This window comes from Caldovatus aquaticus (assembly GCF_019458025.1).
GTDB classification, from domain to species: Bacteria; Pseudomonadota; Alphaproteobacteria; order Acetobacterales; family Acetobacteraceae; genus Caldovatus; species Caldovatus aquaticus.
In genome coordinates this window covers 103,745-122,881 of the sequence record NZ_JAHZUY010000005.1, presented here as the reverse complement: position 1 = coordinate 122,881, position 19,137 = coordinate 103,745, and the positions used below count along the sequence as shown (strand labels likewise).

General features: G+C 75.5%; 16 protein-coding genes. 8 read left to right on the top strand and 8 right to left on the bottom strand.

Translation table 11 applies throughout. The features are described 5' to 3' along the window. Positions 1 to 89: 89 nt before the first annotated feature. Positions 90 to 218 carry a hypothetical protein gene (locus K1J50_RS18950; protein WP_255574899.1) on the bottom strand — a complete coding sequence of 43 codons (129 nt, stop codon included), beginning with the start codon at positions 216 to 218 and terminating at the stop codon, positions 90 to 92. A gap of 299 nt (positions 219 to 517) precedes the next feature. Between K1J50_RS18950 and K1J50_RS04080 the strand changes: the two genes are divergently transcribed. Both K1J50_RS04080 and K1J50_RS04075 read left to right on the top strand, forming a co-directional pair. Then, entirely contained in the window at positions 518 to 1,885 is a 1,368-nt protein-coding gene (locus K1J50_RS04080; protein ID WP_220116157.1) for a glycosyltransferase family 4 protein, read from the top strand. Between the two features lie 46 nt (positions 1,886 to 1,931). After that, the gene (locus K1J50_RS04075) at positions 1,932 to 4,079 is read left to right on the top strand and encodes a glycosyltransferase (RefSeq protein ID WP_220116156.1); all 2,148 of its coding nucleotides are present in this window, start codon (positions 1,932 to 1,934) and stop codon (positions 4,077 to 4,079) included. Between the two features lie 137 nt (positions 4,080 to 4,216). Here K1J50_RS04075 and K1J50_RS04070 read toward each other — a convergent pair whose 3' ends face one another. After that, on the bottom strand, positions 4,217 to 4,408 hold the full coding sequence (locus K1J50_RS04070) for a hypothetical protein (RefSeq protein WP_220116155.1): 192 nt from the start codon (positions 4,406 to 4,408) through the stop codon (positions 4,217 to 4,219). Between the two features lie 233 nt (positions 4,409 to 4,641). Here K1J50_RS04070 and K1J50_RS04065 point away from each other — a divergent pair, with 233 nt between their 5' ends. From K1J50_RS04065 to K1J50_RS04055, 3 genes are all read left to right on the top strand, one after another. Then, positions 4,642 to 6,960: a xanthine dehydrogenase family protein molybdopterin-binding subunit gene (locus K1J50_RS04065; RefSeq protein ID WP_220116154.1), complete on the top strand. Its 2,319-nt coding sequence runs from the start codon at positions 4,642 to 4,644 to the stop codon at positions 6,958 to 6,960. A gap of 559 nt (positions 6,961 to 7,519) precedes the next feature. Continuing rightward, the gene (locus K1J50_RS04060; RefSeq protein WP_220116153.1) at positions 7,520 to 8,227 is read left to right on the top strand and encodes an RraA family protein; all 708 of its coding nucleotides are present in this window, start codon (positions 7,520 to 7,522) and stop codon (positions 8,225 to 8,227) included. Between the two features lie 216 nt (positions 8,228 to 8,443). Next, the gene (locus K1J50_RS04055) at positions 8,444 to 8,908 is read left to right on the top strand and encodes an acyl-CoA thioesterase (protein ID WP_220116152.1); all 465 of its coding nucleotides are present in this window, start codon (positions 8,444 to 8,446) and stop codon (positions 8,906 to 8,908) included. On the opposite strand, the gene K1J50_RS04050 is transcribed toward K1J50_RS04055, so the two are convergent. The 4 genes from K1J50_RS04050 to K1J50_RS04040 form a co-directional block, all read right to left on the bottom strand. Then, the gene (locus tag K1J50_RS04050) at positions 8,871 to 9,797 is read right to left on the bottom strand and encodes a DMT family transporter (protein ID WP_220116151.1); all 927 of its coding nucleotides are present in this window, start codon (positions 9,795 to 9,797) and stop codon (positions 8,871 to 8,873) included. The genes K1J50_RS04055 and K1J50_RS04050 overlap by 38 nt on opposite strands. A gap of 151 nt (positions 9,798 to 9,948) precedes the next feature. Beyond that, positions 9,949 to 10,515 carry a GlcG/HbpS family heme-binding protein gene (locus K1J50_RS04045; RefSeq protein ID WP_220116150.1) on the bottom strand — a complete coding sequence of 189 codons (567 nt, stop codon included), beginning with the start codon at positions 10,513 to 10,515 and terminating at the stop codon, positions 9,949 to 9,951. 108 nt (positions 10,516 to 10,623) lie between these two features. Beyond that, positions 10,624 to 10,845 carry a hypothetical protein gene (locus tag K1J50_RS18945; RefSeq protein ID WP_255574898.1) on the bottom strand — a complete coding sequence of 74 codons (222 nt, stop codon included), beginning with the start codon at positions 10,843 to 10,845 and terminating at the stop codon, positions 10,624 to 10,626. A 76-nt stretch (positions 10,846 to 10,921) separates the two neighbouring features. After that, a complete protein-coding gene (locus K1J50_RS04040) occupies positions 10,922 to 11,890 on the bottom strand; it encodes an NAD(P)/FAD-dependent oxidoreductase (protein ID WP_369413519.1) in 969 nt (322 codons plus the stop codon). 349 nt (positions 11,891 to 12,239) lie between these two features. Here K1J50_RS04040 and K1J50_RS04035 point away from each other — a divergent pair, with 349 nt between their 5' ends. Further along, positions 12,240 to 13,022 (top strand): class II aldolase/adducin family protein, encoded by a 783-nt coding sequence (locus K1J50_RS04035; RefSeq protein WP_220116149.1) that lies wholly within the window; start codon positions 12,240 to 12,242, stop codon positions 13,020 to 13,022. Between the two features lie 117 nt (positions 13,023 to 13,139). Then, positions 13,140 to 14,312 carry an iron-containing alcohol dehydrogenase gene (locus tag K1J50_RS04030; protein WP_220116148.1) on the top strand — a complete coding sequence of 391 codons (1,173 nt, stop codon included), beginning with the start codon at positions 13,140 to 13,142 and terminating at the stop codon, positions 14,310 to 14,312. A gap of 18 nt (positions 14,313 to 14,330) precedes the next feature. Here the strand turns inward: K1J50_RS04030 and K1J50_RS04025 are convergent, their stop codons facing one another. Both K1J50_RS04025 and secD read right to left on the bottom strand, forming a co-directional pair. Beyond that, a complete protein-coding gene (locus K1J50_RS04025; RefSeq protein WP_220116147.1) occupies positions 14,331 to 15,347 on the bottom strand; it encodes a tripartite tricarboxylate transporter substrate-binding protein in 1,017 nt (338 codons plus the stop codon). A 1-nt stretch (position 15,348) separates the two neighbouring features. Further along, positions 15,349 to 17,955 carry a protein translocase subunit SecD gene (gene secD, locus K1J50_RS04020; RefSeq protein ID WP_220116146.1) on the bottom strand — a complete coding sequence of 869 codons (2,607 nt, stop codon included), beginning with the start codon at positions 17,953 to 17,955 and terminating at the stop codon, positions 15,349 to 15,351. 120 nt (positions 17,956 to 18,075) lie between these two features. Here secD and K1J50_RS04015 point away from each other — a divergent pair, with 120 nt between their 5' ends. Then, on the top strand, positions 18,076 to 19,092 hold the full coding sequence (locus K1J50_RS04015) for a Gfo/Idh/MocA family protein (protein WP_220116145.1): 1,017 nt from the start codon (positions 18,076 to 18,078) through the stop codon (positions 19,090 to 19,092). Positions 19,093 to 19,137: the final 45 nt, after the last annotated feature.

Here is a 19,137-nt window from a genome sequence, read left to right as displayed (position 1 = left end):
CCGGACGGGGCGCGCGTGCTCTAGCCCCGCCCCGGCGCCGCTTCAACCCGGCGCCGTGGCCGCGCTGCCCCGCCGGCCGCCGTGCCGCCTCAGCGCGGCGCCATCCCCGCGAGGCCGAGCCCGCCCAGCAGCGCCAGCACGCCGAGCCCGATCGCCGCGCTGCGGGCGAGCAGCGAGAGCGCATCGGCGAGGAGCGGGGGAGCGGGGCGGAGGGACATCCGGCCGCGCACCGGCGGCCTGGAACGGAAGAGCGTGGTCGGTCGCGTCGTCATGACCGTGAGACGGTCTGGTGAGGATCGCCTGCGGGCACGACGGCCGTGGCCCGGCGTCCGGGCCCGGCCGGCCACGCCACCGGAGGTAGGAGACCGCCCGGGCGCGTTCAAGGGAGCGGAAGGAAGGGGGGCGCGCCCAGCCGCGCTTGACGCCAGGCGGCATAAACGACAGGTTGAGACCAGTACCCTGGCGCAACACGACTCTCGCCCGCCCGCGCCGGCACGGAAGGAACGGGCCCGAACCGGTGTTCTCCTCCAGCAGCCGCGACCGGAACCGCCGTCCGCGCATCTTCATTGACGGATACAATCTCGCCCTGGAACAGGGGACGGGGGTGGCGACCTACGCCCGCAACCTGTCCTTCGCGCTGCGCGACCTCGGGGCGGAGGTCGGGGTGCTCTACGGCACGCGCAGCTCCACCCTCGCGCTGAACTCGCTGATCCGGGAGATCGCCTTCTTCGACCCGCTGGTCGGCAGCCCCTCGAAGCTCGTGCGCGCCCTGCACACCCTCCGGCGCGTCGTCAGCTCGCCCTTCGGCGAGATCGCCACCCGGGTGCCGATCACGGGGAGGGTGATCAGCACCCAGTTCCAGAGCCGCCTGCCGCATTTCGACCATCTCTGGAACGTGCAGAACCTGTTCGCGACCTCGCATCTGCACTTCCGGACCTACCGCACGCGGATGCGCGTGCACTTCCGCTCGGCGCCCCAGGTGATGCACTGGACCTACCCGCTGGCGCTGAGGGTGCCCGGCGCGCGCAACGTGTACACGATGCACGACCTGGTGCCGCTCCGGCTGCCCTACACCACGCTCGACAACAAGCGCCTCTACTTCCGCCTGGTGCGCCAGATCGCGCGCCGCGCCGACCACATCATCACCGTCTCCGAGTGCTCGCGGCGCGACATCGTCAACCTGCTCGGCGTGCCGGAGGACAAGGTCACCAACACCTACCAGAGCGTGGAGATCCCGGCGAAATACGCGGCCAAGCCGCTCGACGAGGTGCGCACCGAGGTGGCCGGGACCTTCGGGCTGGAATTCCGGCGCTACTTCCTCTTCTTCGGCGCGATCGAGCCAAAGAAGAACGTCGGGCGGCTGATCGAGGCCTACCTCGCCTCCGGCGCCGCGGACCCGCTGGTCATCGTCGGCAAGCGGGCGTGGAAGTCGGAGGAGGAGCTGCGCATCATCGCCGACAACGAGCACATCCGCTACCTGCTCACCCGCGGCGACCGCACCATGACGCGCCATACGGTGATGCTGGTGGACTACGCCTCCTTCCCGCTGCTGGTCAGCCTGATCCGCGGCGCCAAGGCGGTGCTCTTCCCCTCGCTCTACGAGGGCTTCGGCCTGCCGGCGCTGGAGGCGATGACCCTCGGGACGCCGGTGATGACCTCCAACACCGCCTCGATGCCCGAGGTCGTGGGCGACGCCGCGCTGCAGGCGGACCCCTACGACGTGCGCGAGATGGCGCAAGCCATCCGCGCGCTCGATGCCGATTCCGACCTGCGCGGCCGCCTGTCCGTGGAGGGGCCCGCCCAGGCGGCGCGGTTCAGCGCGGAGCGGTACCGTGCCAGGCTGCGCGAGGCCTATGCCCGCGTCGGCGTGAACTGGCCGCAGTGAGCCGCGGCCTGGCGCGATGGACGGCGCGGCGCCGCAGCACTCCGCCTTGCCCGACGCCGCCGGCCTCGCGGCGGCGCTCGCGGCGTCCGGGATGCGCAGCGCGGCGATCGCGGCGTGGCGCGCGGCGCTGGCGGAGCGTCCGGAGGACTGGCGCGCGCGCCTTGCGCTCGGCGCCTGCCTGGCCGCCGCGGGCGACCTCGCCGCCGCCCTGCGCGCGTGCGAGGAGGCGGCGGCGCTCGCGGCGGGAACGCCCGGGGCCGCGGAGGCGGAGGAGCGCCTGGCCGAGGCGCTCGACGCGCTGGGCGAGCGCGGGCCCGCCGCCGCCGCCCTGGCCCGCGCCCGTGCGGCCCGCACCGCGGCGGGCGCGCCGCCTCCCGCCGTCGCGCCCGAGGCCGCTGCAGGGCGCGAGGGCGCGGCGGACGCCCGCTTCGTCTTCGACGCTTCCGACCTGTTCGCCTATTTCGCCGACAACCGGGCCCCGACCGGGATCCAGCGCGTCCAGCTCAACGTCATCGCTCATGCGCTGCTCGATGCGCCGGCCGGGGAGCCGGTCGCGGTCGCCGCCTTCGACCAGCAGCACGGTGCCTGGCGGGCGGTCGCGCCGGCGCTGTTCCTGCGCCTCTGGCGGCTCTCCCAGTGCGGCGCTGACCCGCACGACTTCGCTTGGCAGGCGGCGCTCGCGGAGCTGCGCGGCGCGCTGGCCGAGGGGGCCGCCCTCGCCTTCGCGCCGGGGGCGGTGCTCTGCAATCTCGGCACCTCGTGGTGGATCCGCGACTACTTCCTGCGCGTGCGCGATGCCAAGGCGCGCTTCGGCCTGCGCTATGTGCCCTTCGTGCACGACTGCATCCCCCTGATCGTGCCGCAGCACTGCAGCGCCGGGCTGGTGCGCGAGTTCGCCCAGTGGTTCGCCTCGCTCGCGCTGCATGCCGACGCGCTGCTCTGCAATTCGCGCTGCACCCTCGTGGATGTGCGGCGCGAGCTCGCGGCGTTGCTCCCGGCGGCGGAGCTGCCGGCGACGGTCGTTCCGCTTGACGCCGACCCCCGGCCGGCGCTCGGCGCCGAGGCGAGCGGCGCGGCCGGGGCGGACGCGGACCCGCGGCTGCCGGCGCCCGGCGAGCCCTTCGTGCTGTTCGTAGGCACCATCGAATCGCGCAAGGACCACCTGCTGGCCTTCCGCGCCTGGCGGAGGCTGATCGCCCGGCACGGCACCGCGGCGGTGCCGCGCCTGCTTTGCGTCGGCAAGCCGGGCTGGCTGGCGGAGCCGGCCCTCGCGCTGCTGGCCGAGGCGCAGGAGCTCGCGCACCGCGTGTCCATCGTGCACGGCGTGCCGGACAGCACGCTCGCGGCGCTCTACCGGCGCTGCCTGTTCACCCTCTACAACAGCCATTACGAGGGCTGGGGGCTCCCGGTTACGGAGAGCCTCGCCTTCGGCCGCGTGCCGCTGGTGCCGCGCCATTCCTCGCTGCCGGAGGCGGGCGGGGAGGGAGCGGTGTACTTCGCGCCCGGCGATCTCGACGATCTGGTGTCGAAGCTCGAGGTCCTGCTGTTCGATGCGGCGGCGCGGCAGGCGGCGGAGGCGCGTCTTGCGCGGCGCGTGCGGCTGCGCGACTGGCGGGCGGTGAAGGATCAGATTCTCGCGGCGCTGCGCGCCGTGCCGGCGAAGGAGGAGGCGGCGGCGCTCGCGGAGGCGCGGGCACGGCAGGTGGCGTTGCGTCCGGGCCGCGTGCTGGCGCTGCGCCTGGCCGGGGAGACGATGCCGAGCGTCGACATGGCGCTCGCGGACATGGCGCGCGTCGGCCTCGGCTGGCATCCGCTCGAGCCCTGGGGGGTGTGGACCAGGCCGGGGCGGGCGCAGCTGCGCCTTCCTCTCGAGGCACCGACCGCGGCGCCGATGCGCCTGCAGCTCGACTGCGTGGCGCCGCCGGAGGACCTGACGGTGCGGGTGCGCCTCGGTCCCGGCGGGCCGGAGCGGCGGCTGCTCGCGCCAGCGGGCCTGCGGTTCACGCTGACGCTGGAGGCGCCGCCCGGACTCGCGGCCGTGGATCTGGAGATCGACAGCGACGAGCCGGGCGCTGCCCTGCCGGACGGCCGGCGGGTGGGCCTCGGCCTCGCCGCTCTGTTGCTCTGCCGGCCATACGACCTCCCGGCGCGGATCGCATTCCTCGAACAGCGCCGCCTGCCCTGCCGCCCGTAGTGTTGTCGCCGCTCGGCCGGGCGCGATGGCGGCGCCGGCGCGTCACCGGCCGGGCGGAGCCGCGTGCCCGGCTGTCTTCCGCCGTCGGCGATCCGTTCCTTGGACAGCATGGGCCGCGGCCGGCGGCGCGCCGCCGGTCAGCCCCGGCGTTCGCCCAGCTCCGCCTCCAGGGCCGCGATCTTCGCCGCGATCGAGGCCCGCAGCGCGGGCGAGACGTGCGGCTTCATCCCCGCGAGCGTCTGCCGCAGCTCGGCGAGCTGCCGCCGCTTCTCCTCGCGCGAGCGCCTGATCGGTCGGTTGTCGGAGAATTGGCCTTCGTAGGCGCGCATGGTCCTGGCCCCCTGATCCGCGCGCCCAGGCTGGGGGGCGGGCGGCGGCGCGTCAATGCGCCCGTGCTCCGCCCGCCGGCGTGCGGGGAAGGCGGCGGCGGCGATGCGCGACTCGCGCTCACGCCGGGCGTGCGGCGCCCGGGGCGACGCGGTGGCGCGGGGCGGGCCCGGCGGCCCACTCGACAGATCGCCGCCGCCCCGCTTCCTTGGCGCCGCATCTTCGGGGGAGACCCATGGAGAAGTTCGGCATCGGACAGCCCGTGCGCCGGAAGGAGGATGTCCGCTTCCTCACCGGCCGCGGCACCTACACCGACGACATCAACCGCCCCGGCCAGGCGCACGCCGCGATCCTCCGCTCGCCGCACGCCCATGCGCGCATCGTCGCGATCGACACCCGCGCGGCGCAGGCCGCCCCCGGCGTGATCGCCGTGCTCACCGGCCGGGAGGTGGCCGAGGACGGTCTCGGCCTCTTGCCGGTCCTGGTCGAGGTGCCCGGCGTGGACGGCAAGCCGCTGTGGTGCCCGCCGCGCCCGATCCTGCAGAGCGAGCGCGTGCGCTATGTCGGCGACCCCGTCGCCCTCGTCGTCGCCGAGACGCGCGCGCAGGCGATCGAGGCGGCCGAGCTGATCGAGGTCGAGTACGAGATCCTGCCCTCCGTCACCGACACCGCCGCCGCCGACGCGCCGGATGCGCCGGTGATCTGGCCGGAGCGCGGCTCCAACCTCTGCGTCCACTGGTCGAGCGGGCGCGAGCGGGAGACCGAGGAGGCCTTCGCCCGCGCCCACAAGGTCGTCACGGTGGACCTCGTCAACAACCGCCTGGTCGGCAACCCGATGGAGCCGCGCGTCGCGATCGGCGAGTGGGACGGCGTGCGCTACATCCTCCGCTCGCCCACCCAAGGGGTGATCCGGGTGCGCGACGGCCTGGCGCAGCACGTCTTCAAGGTGCCGAAGGACAGGCTGCGCGTGATCTCGCCCGATGTCGGCGGCGGCTTCGGTCTGCGCGGCAAGCTGTTCCCGGAGAGCGCGCTGGTGCTGTGGGCGGCGCGGCGGCTCGGCCGGCCGGTGAAGTGGCGCGCCGACCGCGCCGAGACCTTCCTCTGCGACCCGCACGGCCGCGACCACGTTACCCACGCCGAGATGGCCTTCGATGCGGACGCCAGGGCGATCGGCCTGAAGGTGCGCACCGTCGCGGCGATGGGCGCCTACCTGCTCGACTTCGGCCCGCGCATCCCGACGCTGGCGGGCGGGCGCATCAACGGCACGGTGTACGACATCCAGCCGGTCAACGTGCAGGTGCGCTGCGTCTTCACCAACACCGCGCCGACCGACGCCTACCGTGGTGCCGGCCGGCCGGAGACCGTGTACGTCGTCGAGCGCCTGCTCGACCTGGGCGCTGCCGCCTTCGGCATCGGCCGCGACGAGATCCGCCGGCGCAACTTCATCCGGCCGGAGCAGATCCCCTACGCCAACTGCGTCGGCAACGTGATCGACAGCGGCCGCTTCGCGGAGACGCAGGAGATGGCGCTGCGGCTCGCCGACTGGCAGGGCTTCCCCGCCCGCCGCGCCGCGGCGCGCGCGCGCGGCCGGCTGCGCGGCATCGGCCTCGGCTACTTCATCGAGGCCTCCGGCGGCCAGCCGCAGGAATGGGCGCGGGTGACGCTGACCGAGGAGGGCCGCGCGCGCGTCGTCGTCGGCACCTTCAGCCACGGCCAGGGGCACGAGACGGCCTTCGCCCAGGTGCTCGCGGACAGGCTCGGCATCCCCTTCGACCGCATCGACCTGATCCAGGGCGACACCGAGGTGGTGGAGCAGGGGGGCGGCACCGGCGGCTCGCGCTCCTCGCAGATGGGCGGGGTGGCGGTGGCGCGCGCGGCCGAGCGGGTGCTGGAGAAGGCGCGCCGCATCGCCGCGCACCTGCTCGAGGCCGGCACCGAGGACCTGCAGTTCGAGGACGGCGTCTTCCGCGTCGCCGGCACCGATCTCGCCGTTACCTGGGACCAGGTGATCGCCGCCGCGCACGACCCCGCGCGCCTGCCGCCCGGGGAGACGCCGGGCCTGGACGAGAAGCTCCTCTACCGACGCGACACGGAGTGCAACTTCCCCAACGGCTGCCATGTCGCCGAGGTGGAGGTGGACCCAGAGACCGGGGAGGTGGCGCTGGTGAACTATGCCGCGGTGGACGATGTCGGCGTGCCGATCAATCCGATGCTCGTGCATGGGCAGTGCCACGGCGGCATCGTGGCCGGCATCGGCCAGGCGATGCTCGAGCACGCGCGCTACGACCCGGAAAGCGGCCAGTTCCTCACCGCCACCTTCCAGGACTACGCCCTGCCGCGCGCGTCCGACGCGCCCTCCTTCCGCCTCGACCTCAACGTCGTGCCCTGCCCCTCCAACGACCTCGGCGTGAAGGGCGCAGGCGAGGGCGGGGCGTGCGGCGCGCCGCCGGCGATCGTCTCGGCGGTGTGCGACGCGCTCGGCGTGGCGCATCTCGACATGCCGCTGACGCCGGAGAAGGTCTGGCGCGCGCTGCGGCGCCCCGCCGCGGCCTGAGACCGCGCCCCGCGGGCGGAACGGGCGGTGCGAGGGGCCCGCGTCGCGTCCGGCGCGATGGCGGCGGCACGGCCGCTCTCCGCCGGAGCGGACCGCGCGCACAAGCGGTCCACGGCGACGGCGCCGGATATCGCGCAGGCGGCGTTGAGCGGACCGCGCGCGAGCGGCCCATCGCGAGCACGCGCGCGGGGGCGCGGGGCGCTGCCGGGCCGCCGCACGGCCCTGCTCCCCGGCAACCGGCCGGGCCGCGCCGCCTCCCGCCGTCCCGCCGGCGTCGGCGCGCACGCAGCGCTGCGCCTGGCCGGGCGGCGCGATGCCGCACAGGGCCATCCGGACGGTACGCGGACGGTCCGCGGCGGGGCCCGGCCAGGCGGAGCCGCAACGGACGCCCGGCGGTACCGTCGCTGCTGTCGCCGGGACGCCTTGCGCGTGGGCCATCCTCGCCGCGATCCTGCCCGCGTCCCCTGGTGGCACGGCGTCGCCGCCGAGGCGCGCCGGCCGGTCGCGCATTTGACGACGCGCCCGCCGCCGCCGATGGTGCGGGCGGAGGGACCCCGTCATGACCGATCTGCCGTTCACCGCCACCGATCTCGAGGCGCTGCGCCAGTGGGACACGCCGACGATCTGCAATGCGCTCGAGATCGTCGCTCCCGCGCGCCGCGGCCACGGCTTCACCGTCCGCCCCTTCGTCTGCGCCGACCCGTCGCTGCCGCCGATCTGCGGCCTCGCCCGCACCGGCACCATACGCGCCGCCCGCCCCTCCGGCCGCAGCCGGGAGGAGGACCGCGCCGCCCGCCTCGGCTGGTACGAATACGTCGCCGACAGCCCGCTGCCGACCGTGGTGGTGATCGAGGACCTCGACCAGGTTCCCGGCACCGGCGCCTTCTGGGGCGAGGTGAACAGCGCCGTGCACAAGGCGCTCGGCGCGCTGGGCGTGGTCACCTCGGGCTCGATCCGCGACCTCGACATGGTGGCGCCCGGCTTCCAGATGCTCGCCGGGATGGTCGGCCCCTCGCACGCCTACGTGCATGTGGTGGACTTCGGCAGCCCGGTGAACGTCCACGGCATGCCCTGCGCGCACAACGACGTGGTGCACGCCGACCGCCACGGCGCGGTGGTGATCCCGCACGAGGCGGTGAAGCTGCTGCCCGCCGCGATCGAGCTCGGCGCGCGGCGGGAGAAGGTGATCCTCGACCTGTGCCGCTCGGGCCGGCTCACCGTCGCCGCGCTGCGCGAGGCCTTCGCCCGGATGGACGACATCCACTGATGCGGCCGCCGCCCGCCGGCGCGGCGGCACGGCGCGCGGCGCTTCCGCTCCCGGCCGCGGCTGCGGCGCAGGCGCGGGGGCGGCTCCCCTGGGTCCCGGCGGCACGCGCCGGCCTCGCGGGCGATTTCCCCGGCGGCGGCGCGCGGCGGGCGGAGGCCGCGGACGGCGCCGCCCCGGGCTGGTCCGCCCGCCCTGCCTGCGGGTAGGAAGCGCGTCATGCCGACCGAACCGCTCGCCCGCGTCCGTCCGGAATGGGTGGACCACTACGGGCACATGAACCTCGCCTACTACCTGGTCGTCTTCGACATGGCGACCGACGCCCTGTGGCCGCGCCTCGGGCTCGGCCCCGGGTTCCGCGCGCGCGGCCTCGGCACCTTCGCCGCCGAATCCTGGCAGGCCTACCTCCGGGAGGTGACGCTCGGCGCGCCGCTCGCCTGCGACTCGGAGGTGCTCGCCTTCGACGCCAAGCGGCTGCTGCTGCGCCACCGCATGCGCCACGCCGAGGAGGGATGGGAGGTGGCGGAGAACGAGGTGCTCTACCTCTGCGTGGATCTCGGCGCCCGCCGCGTCGCGCCCTGGCCCGAGGACGTGCTGGCGCGCTTCGCCGCCGTCGCTACCGGCAATCCGGCCAGGCGCCTGCGGCTCAATCCGCGGGCGGGCGCGCCGGCTCCGGCCGGTTGACGAGCCAGATGCCGAAGCCGATCAGCGCCACCGCGGCGGCGAGCGCCGGCGTCACCGGCTCGCCCAGCAGCAGCGCGCCGGCGGCGACGCCGAAGACGGGCGTGAGGAAGGTGAAGGCGGCAAGGCGCGAGGCCGGGTAGCGCGCGATCAGCCAGAACCAGGCGACGTAGCTTGCCGAGGCGACGATCAGCACCTGGTAGGCGAGGGCGGCGACCACCGGCGGCTCCCAGCGGATCGTCCAGCTCTCGCCGAGCAGCAGCGAGGCCGGCGGCAGCACCGCCGCCGAGACGCCGAGCTGGTACAGCAGCGTCTTGGCCGCCGGCACGCGCGCAAGCCGCGACGCCTTGATCACCACCGTCGTCGCGCCCCAGAGCACCGCCGCGGCGAGGCACATCAGGTCGCCCTCCAGCTCGCGCGCCGAGGGCAGGCGCAGGCTGTCGGCGAAGGCGAGGGCGAGGCCGAGGAAGGCGGCGGCGAGGCCGGCGAGCTTCGCGCCGGTCAGCCGGTCCCCCGGCGTGAACCGGTGCGCGCCGAGCGCGACGACGAAGGGCGCGAAATAGACGAACACCACGCCGCGCGCCGCGGTGGTGCGGTCCATGCCGGCGAAGATCAGCAGGAACTCGCCGGCGAACAGCAGGCCGGCGAGCAGCCCCGGCGCGAGCGAGCCGTCGCGCATGCCGAGCCGGATGCCGCGCAACCGGCACCACAGCAGCACCAGCGCCGCCGCGCCGAGCGAGCGCAGCGCGCAGTGCAGCACCGGCGCGATGCCCGCATTGCCCGCCTTCACCGCCACTTGCGCGACGCCCCACAGCGCGCAGAGCAGGACCAGAAGCCCGACCGCGGTCGCATCGAGCGCGCCGGCGGAGGGCGGAGGGACGGACGGCCTCAAGCGGCGCCGATCCGCGTCATGGCGGCATCCCGCGCCCTCGCGCGACCGGCCCGGCGAATCGCGCCGCCGCGCGGCCCGCGGCCGCGATCGGCCGGAGGCGGCCCCTCACGCCGCGCCCGGGGCGCCGCGGCGCGCGGGTGCCGCGTCGCACTCACGGCAGCCGGTCGCGGATGCGGGCGATGCCGGCTTCCGCGCACTGGTCGTCGAAATTCCCTCCCGGCGCGCCACCGACGCCGATCGCGCCGACCACCTCCTCGCCGACCCGGATCGGGATGCCGCCGCCCAGGATCAGCAGGCCGGGGATGGCGGGAAGCTGCGACGCGCCGGGATTGGTGCGCACCGTCTCCTGCAGCGCGCTGGTGGTGTTGCGCAGGGTCGCCGCCGTGTAGGCCTTGCCGCGCGCGCTGTCCACGGTGTGCGGCGCGGCGCCGTCGCCGCGCAGCAGTGCCTTCAGCACGCCGGAGCGGTCCACCACCGCCGCCGCGACGCGCCAGCCGCGGCCGGCGCAGGCCTCCACCGCGGCGGCCGCGGCCTCGGCGGCGAGCGCGGCGGCGATGCTGCGCTCCGTCACCAGGCTGCCGCGCGGCGCCGCCTGCTGCTGGGCCTGCGGCGCCGCGGCGGGCGGCGCCGCGGCGGGCGGCGGCGCGGCGCCGGGCGCCTGGGCGGACGTGGCGGCCGGGGCAAGCAGCGCGGCCGTGAGCGCGAATCGGCGGAACATGGCGGTCCTCCTCCCTCTGCGGCGAGCCTTTCGCACGTCCGGCCCGCCGGCGGAACGGGGCGCGCGCCGCGCCGGGTGCGCAAGGGCGCGTGCGCACGGATGCGGGCATCACGCCGCCGCGCGGTCCAGCCCGTCGCGCAGCCGGTACCACCCCCCGACCAGCGGCAGGAGCCAGCGCGGATCGCTCCGGTGGAAGGGCCGGGTCGGGAAGGGCAGGCCGTCGAGCGCGAAGGGCTCGTTCGCCGCGCCGGCGATCTTCGGCGTCGCCTGGTGCCCGAGCCAAGTCGCCATCGCCACGCCGCTGCCCTGGCAGCCCGCGGCGTAATGCACGCCGTCCTGCACGCCGATGTGCGGGATGCCGTCGAAGGCGACGTTGCCGTTCCAGCATGCGTCAGCCTCGCGCCCTTTAGCTCGGGGAACACCTCGGCCATGGCCGCGTGCAGCACGGGCGCCGTCCGCTCCGCGTCCCAGCCTCGGAAGCGCGCGCGCCCGCCCCAGAGCACGCGCGTGCCGTCGGGCGAGGGGGGAAGTAGTTCAGGATGCGCCGCGTGTCGACGATCATGCGCCGCCCCGGGAACAGCCGGTCCACCACGCCCTCGCCGAGCGGCTCGGTGGCGATGATGTAGCTCGCCAGCGGCACCAGGCGCCGCGCCAGCCAGGGCATGGCGGAGGCGCCGCCGAGCCCGCGCGCGTAGCCGTTGGTCGCCACCAGCACGGCGTCCGCGCGCATTTCCCCCCGGTCGGTGGCGAGGCGGAATCCGCCGCGCTCCTCGCGGATCGCGGCGACGCGCACCCGGTCCACCAGCCGTGCCCCGGCGCGCCCGGCGGCGTCCGCGAGGCCGCGCGCGTACTTGCCGGGATGCAGGCTGCCGGTGGCGGCGACCAGCATGCCGCCGTGATAGAAGTCGCTCCCGAGCGCCTCGCGCTGGCGCGCGCGCGGCAGCATCGCGGCGGGCAACCCGGTGATCGCGGCGATCCGCTCCACCTGCGCCGCCAGCGCATCGTAGTGCCTCGGGCTCCAGGCCGGCGTGAACCGCCCGCAGCGGACGTAGTCGCAGGCGATCCCCTCGCGCGCGATGGTCGCCTCGAGGAAGGGGAAGCTCGCGGCGGCGGCGAGCGCGATGCGGCGCGCCCGCTCCGGCCCGAACCGGCGCTCCAGCGCGGAGGCGGCGACCTTGAGCCCGCCCGAGACCATGCCCCCGTTGCGCGACGACGCCTCCCAGCCGATGCGCTCCGCGTCCAGCACCACCGGCGCATGGCCGAGGCGGCCCAGGGTCAGCGCCGCCGACAGGCCGGCATAGCCGCCGCCGACGATCGCCACCTCGGCCCGGTCGGGCAGCGCGGCGCGGCGCTCGGGGGGGCCGCGTCCTCCCACCAGTAGGGACGGGTCTTGAAGTCCGGGGCGAAGGGCGGGGGAGGGTTCGCCATGGCGGCGCGCGAGGCTCCGGGCCGGCAGGACGGGGAGCATTCCGCCCGCGCCGGCGGCGCACAAGAGGTCGCCGGGCCGGCCGGGCGGGCGGATCGTGCCCCCGGTCCGCCCCGTCATCGCGGCCGCCCCGGACACCGCCGGGGAGGGTGGCGCGGTGCCGGGCGCCGCCGCGATCGCGGGGAAGAAAGCCGCCGTTGCCCGGCCGCGCCGTGCGGGGGGCCGCGGGTTCCGGTTCCGATGTTGACGCCGCCCTGCCCGTGGCGGGACCATCGCGCCCCTCGAGGGAGCCCCGCCGATGGCCACCCCGGCCGCATCCCCTCCCGCCGCCCCGCCGCGCGGCGCCGGCGCCGAGGAGTGGCGCATCCGCTGCGACCTCGCCGCCCTCTACCGGCTGGTCGCGCATTTCCGCATGACCGACCTGATCTACACCCACATCAGCGTGCGCCTGCCGGGGCCGGAGCGCCACTTCCTCCTCAACCGCTACGGCGTGCTGTTCCACGAGATGCGCGCCTCCGACCTGGTGCGGATCGACCTGGAGGGGAGAGTGCGGGAGCCCGATCCGGGCCCGCGCCCGGTGAACGCGGCGGGCTTCACCATCCACTCGGCGGTGCACGGGGCGCGCGAGGACGCGATCTGCGTCGTCCACACCCACACCGTCGCCGGCATCGCGGTCTCGGCGCAGAAGCGCGGGCTGCTGCCGGTCAGCCAGCACGCGCTCGCCTTCCACGGCCGGCTCGCCTATCACGACTACGAGGGCGTCGCGCTCGAGCTCGGCGAGCGGGAGCGGCTGGTTGCCGATCTCGGCCCGCACCGGGCGATGATCCTGCGCAACCACGGCCTGCTGGTGTGCGGGCGCACCGTCCCCGAGGCCTTCCGCCTGATCTACACCCTGGAGCGCGCCTGCCAGGCGCAGCTCGCGGCGATGGCCGGCGGGGCGGAGCTGATCCTGCCGCCGCCGGAGGTGTGCGAGCGCACCGCGGCGCAGTGCGAGGCGCTGGACGATCTCGCCCATTGCGAGAGGGTCTGGCAGGCGGCGCTGCGGCTGATCGAGGGCCAGGGGCCGGACTGGCGGCAGTGACGTCCGCCGCGGGGGAGGGGGCGCGGCGGCCCGCCCGCGCCGCGGCGCCGGGGGTGGCGGCGGCCCGCCGGCGCCCCTAGTCTGCGCATCCCTGAGCCCGGCCCGGAGGATCGCGCCATGGTCGTCTCGCTCGTCTCGCCGCGCCTCCTGATGATCGGCGGCGGCGCCGTCGCACGGGTGGCGGAGGTGCTCGCCCAGTTCGGCCTGTCGCGCCCGCTGGTCGTGACCGATCCCTGGATGGCCTCCTCCGGCACGGTCGAGCGCCTCCTCGCCCCGCTGCGCGCCGCCGGCATCCAGGCGGCCGTGTTCTCCGAGACGGTCTCCGACCCGACCGACACGGTCGTCGAGGCCGGGGTGGCGAGGCTGCGCGCCGGCGACTTCGACTGTCTGATCGGCTTCGGCGGGGGCAGCCCGATGGACACGGCAAAGGCGATGGCGATCCTCGCCGCCGCGCCCGCCGGGACCCACATCCGCGCGTTCAAGGTCCCGGCCCAGGCCAACCGCGCCGCGCTGCCGGTGATCTGCGTGCCGACCACCGCCGGCACCGGCTCCGAGGTGACGCGCTTCACCGTCATCACCGACACCGGGCGCGACGAGAAGATGCTGATCGCGGGCCTCGGCGCGCTGCCGCTCGCGGCCGTCGTGGACTACGAGCTCACCTTCTCGGTCCCGCCGCGCACCACCGCGGACACCGGCATCGACAGCCTGACCCATGCGCTGGAGGCCTTCGTCTCGCGGCGCGCGAACCCGGAGGCCGACCAGTACGCGCTGCGCGCCATGCGCCTGATCGCGCCCCATCTGCGCGCCGTCTATCGCGAACCGGGCAACGCCCGAGCGCGCGAGGCGATGATGCTCGGCGCCACGCTCGCCGGCCTCGCCTTCTCGAACGCCTCGGTGGCGCTGGTGCACGGCATGTCGCGCCCGATCGGGGCGCATTTCCACGTCCCGCACGGCCTCTCCAACGCCATGCTGCTGCCCGTCGTCACCGAGTACTCGCTGCCGGCCGCGCTGCCGCGCTACGCCGAGGCGGCGCGGGCGATGGGCGTCGCCTCCGCCGCCGAGGGCGACCAGTCGGCGGCGGCGAAGCTGCTCGAGGAGCTGCGCGCGCTCAATCGCGACCTCGAGGTGCCGACGCCGCGCGCCTACGGCATCGAGGAGGCGCGGTGGAACGAATTGCTGCCGAGGATGGCCGAGCAGGCCCTCGCCTCCGGCAGTCCGGCGAACAACCCGCGCGTGCCCGATGCGGAGGAGATCGTCGCCCTCTACCGGCGCTGCTACGCGGGCGGGTGAGCCGCGGCGGGGGGCGGGTCAGCCCTCGCGGGCGGTCCAGGGCTCCTGGTCCCAGCGCCGGCGCAGCGTGGCGGTCAGCTCGGCGATCGCCGCCGCCCAACGGGCGTTCGGGAGAAGCCGCGGCTCGTAGCCGTCCGCCTCGGCCTGGGCGACGAATTCCGGATCCGCCACCAGGGCGCCGAGCGCCGCCGCGAGCGCGGCCAGCCGCTCCTCCGGCGTGCCGCGCGGCGCCGCGAGGCCGCGATGGTTGGCGAGGCGGAGCGGCGGCAGGCCCGCCTCGGCGAAGGTCGGAACCTCGGCCAGCGAGGCATGGCGGTGCGCGCGCGCGATGGCGATGCCGAGCAGCCTGCCCTCGCGCAGCGCCGCCATCGCATCCGGAAGCGGCAGCAGCGCCGCGGCGACGTTGCCGGCGATCGCCGCGCTGCGCGCCGCGGCCGCATTCGGGAAGGCGAGGCGCTGCAGCGGCAGGGCGCCCGCCGAGAGCATCGCCGCGGCCAGCTCCGCCGCCCCGCCCGGCGGCGGCGTGCCGAGCAGCCGCCCGTGCGCCTCCGGAGCGCGCAGCGCCGCGAGTTCCGCCGCGGCGTCGCCGGAGGCGGCGCCGGCCGCGCCCGCGACCAGCACCACCGGCTCCTCGGCCACCGCGGCGACGAGATCGAGGCGCGCCAGCAGCGCCTCCTCGGCACGCTCGATGCAGCGGGCGATCAGCGCCGGCGTGGAGACGACGCCGAAGGTCCGTCCGTCCGCCGGGACCGTCTCGGCCAGCGCGCGGGCGGCGGCGAGGCCGCCCTCGCCGGGCAGGTTCCGCAGCGCGACGCTGCTGCGCGGCCAGTGGCGCTCGAGGAAGGGCGCGAAGCCGCGCGCCCAGCGGTCCGCAGGGCTGCCTGGACGGGCGCCGACCAGCAGCGTCAGGGCGACCGGGCGGACCGCGAGCGCCGGCGCGGCGAGCAGCAGGGCGGCGCCCGCCGCGCCGCCGCCGAGGACCGTGCGGCGACCCTGCCGCGGCGGCGGCCGATGCGGCTCGGCCGCGCGTGCCATGTCACGCCTTGGCGGCGCGCGCCGTCGCCGCCTTCTCCGCCTCGCCGCTCCCGCCGCTGCCGGGCCGCAGCGCCTGCCGGCCGGTGAACAGCACGATCGGTGCGGCGATGAACACCGACGAGCTGGCGCTGACCACGATGCCGAACAGCATCACCCAGGCGAAACCCGAGAGCGTCTCGCCGCCGAACAGCGCGAGCGGCACCGCCGAGAGCAGCAGCGTCATCGAGGTGCCGAGCGAGCGGTTCAGCGTCTCGTTGATCGAGAGGTCCACCAGCTGCTGCAGCGGCATCTGCTTGTAGCGGCGCAGGTTCTCCCGCATCCGGTCGAACACCACCACCTTGTCGTTGGCCGAGAAGCCGATCACGGTGAGGATCGCCGCCACGGTGGTGAGGTTGAACTCGATGCCGAAGCCGAGCAGCGAGGTCAGTGCCATGAAGCCGACCGTCTTGGTGGTGTCGAGGATCAGGGTGGCGATCGCGGCGATTCCGAACTGCCATTCGAAGCGGAACCAGATGTAGACCAGCATCACCAGCATGCTGAGGCCGAGCGCGATCAGCCCGCCGCGGAACAGCTCGCCGGAGACGCGGTTGCCCACCGCCTCGGTGCGCAGGATGCGGGTGCCCGGCACCGCCCGCTCGAGCGCGTCGCGCACCGCGCTCACGGCGCGCTGGGTGCCGGCCTCGTCGCCCTGGGCGGGGAGGCGCAGGGCGAAGGTGCTGGGATCGCCGAACTGCTGCACGGTCACGTCGCCGAGGCCGAGGCCGGCGGTCGCGGTCCGCACCACGCCGATGTCCACGGGCCGCGGCGTGCGCACCTCCATCTCGATGCCGCCCTTGAAGTCGATCCCCTTCTCCAGCCCGGGATAGAAGGCGAGCACGACCGAGGCGGTGGAGAGGAGCGCCGAGGCGAGGAGACCGGCCCGCGCGCCGCGCATGAAGGGGATGTTCGTCACGTCGGGCACGAGGCGGAACATCGGCCGGCGCAGCCGCTCGAGCAGCGGGGCGCCGGGCTTCTCGATCACCGGGAGCTCCTTCGGCCGCGTCCGGCGGTACCAGTGGGCCACCATCAGCCGGACCAGCGTGGTCGCGGTCCACATCTGGATGATCGTGCCGATCCCGACCGTGACCGCGAAGCCCTTCACCGGCCCCGAGCCGAAGATGTAGAGGCAGATCATCGCGAACAGGTTGGTCAGGTTCGAGTCGGTGATCGTCCCCGACGCCTTCGTGAACCCGGCCTCCAGCGCCGCGATCGGCGTGCGGCCGTTCTTCACCTCCTCGCGGATGCGCTCGTTGATCAGGATGTTGGCGTCGAGCGCGGTGCCGAGGGTGAGCACGATGCCCGCGATGCCCGGCAGTGTCAGCGTCGCCTCCAGCAGCGACAGCACCGCGATCATCAGGATGATGTTGAACACCAGCGCGACGTTCGCGAACCAGCCGAGCAGCCCGTAGGCGAGCCCCATGTAGAGGAACACGAAGGCCGTCCCGGCCGCCATCGCGTAGATGCCGGCGCGGATCGCGTCCGCCCCGAGCTCCGGCCCGACGGTGCGCTCCTCCACCACCGTCAGCGGCGCGGGCAGCGCGCCGGCGCGCAGCAGCACCGCGAGGTCGTTCGCGGTGCGGGCGTTGAAGTTGCCGCTGATCTGCCCGCGCCCGCCGGTGATCGGCTCGCGGATCACCGGAGCGGAGATCACCTTGTCGTCGAGCACGATGGCGAAGGGGCGGCCGACGTTCTGGCGCGTGACGTCGGCGAAGCGGCGGGCGCCGACGCTGTCGAACTGGAAATTGACCACCCATTCGCCGGTGCGCGGATCCTGCGCCGGCCGCGCATCGGTGAGGTTCGCCCCGTCCACCGCGACCTGCCGCCGCACCGCGTAGCGCTCGCCCGGGCGCTCGCCGGGCAGGAACAGCACCCCGGGCGGCGGCGTCGGGCGCGTGAGGTCGGCGCTCTCGTCCAGCAGGTGGAAGGTCATCCGCGCGGTCCTGCCGAGCAGCTCCTTGATCCGGTTCGGATCCTCGACGCCGGGGAGCTGGACCAGGATGCGGTTCGCCCCCTGCCGGGCGACGAGCGCCTCGACGAGGCCGCTCTCGTCGATGCGCCGGCGCACGATCTCGAGCGACTGCTCGACGGCGGCGCCCGCCCGCGCGCGCAGGCCGGCCTCGGAGAGCGTGGCCGCGACGGTGCCGTCGGGCAGGACCTCGACGGTGATGTCGGGCTGCGTCGCCCCGCCGCCGATCGGGACCGGCACCGCCGCCTCGCGCAGGATGCGGGCGAGGTCCTGGGCGCGCGCCGGGTCCGAGGGGCGCACCGTCACGCGCCGCTCCGCGACGTTCGCGGCGAGCCCGGTGTAGAGGATGCGCGGGCTGGCGCGCGCCGCGCCGGTGCGCACCGCGTCCTCCAGCGCGGCCAGCCGCTCGCGCACGATCGCGCTCGTATCCACCTCGAGCAGCAGGTAGGACCCGCCCCGCAGGTCGAGGCCGAGGTGGATCTGGCGCGCCGGGAGCCAGTCGGGGAAGGCCGCGCGCGGGATCAGGTTCGGCACGCAGAGCAGCACGCCGAGGACCAGGACGGCCAGGATCGCGGCGGTCTTCCAGCGCGCGAAATGCATCATCGGGCGAAGCGACTCCCCGGGCTCTTGGCGGCCAGGCGGCTATCTGGCAGCCGGGCCGGGGGGATGCAACCCTGGCGCCCGGGCTGCTAGGAAGGCCCCCTCATCGAGGGATCGGCCGGCATGGGGATGCTCTCCGTCGGCGTGCTCGGCGTGGGCCATTTCGGCCGCTTCCATGCGCTCAAGCTCGCCTCCGCGGTGCCGCGCGCGCGGCTTTCCGGCGTGTTCGACACGAACCCGGCGCGCGCCGCCGCGGTCGCGGCCGAGACCGGCGCGCCAGCCCTGGAATCCGCCGCGGCGCTGATCGCCGCCTCCGACGCGCTGGTCGTGGCGGCACCGACGCGGTTCCACGCCGAGCTTGCCGGCAGCGCCCTCGCCGCCGGCCGGCACGTGCTGGTGGAGAAGCCGATCGCCGCCACCGTAGCGGAGGCCGACGCACTGATCGCCCTGGCGCGCGCGCGGGGCCTGGTGCTGCAGGTCGGCCATCTGGAACGGTTCTCGGCCGCGCTGCAGTGGCTCTGCGGCGCCGACCCCGGCGGCGGGGGCGGCGTGCTGCGCGAATGGATCGGCCGCCCGCTCTACCTGGAGGCGGTCCGCATCGCGCCGTTCCGCCCGCGCAGTCTCGACATCCCGGTCGTCCTCGACCTGATGATCCACGACCTCGACCTGGCGCTGGTCCTGGTCGGGAGCGCGCTCGAATCGGTGGACGCGATCGGCGCGCCGGTGGTGTCCCCGCACACCGACATCGCCAACGCCCGGCTGCGCTTCGCCGACGGCGCGGCGGCGACGATCACGGCGAGCCGGGTGAGCCTGCGCATGGAGCGCAAGCTGCGGGTGTTCGGCACGCGCGGCTACCTGAACGCCGACTTCCTCGCCCGCAGCCTGCACGTGGTCCGCAGGGGCGCCGGGGAGGCGATCCCGGCGATGCCGGAATTCGGCATCGAGACGCACACCTGGCAGGACCACGACTCGCTGGAGGCCGAGCTGCGCGCCTTCGTCGCGAGCTGCCTCGACGGCGCGCCGGTCGTCGTGGACGGGGCGGCGGGACGGCGGGCGCTCGAAGCGGGGCTCCGGGTGCTGGAGGCGATCGCGGCGAGCCGGGCGAAGGCGGAAGCCTCGGGCCTGCTCGGCCCGCCCTAGCGCCGATCGCGGACGGCGGGAAGCAGCCGGAAGCGGGGATCGGCG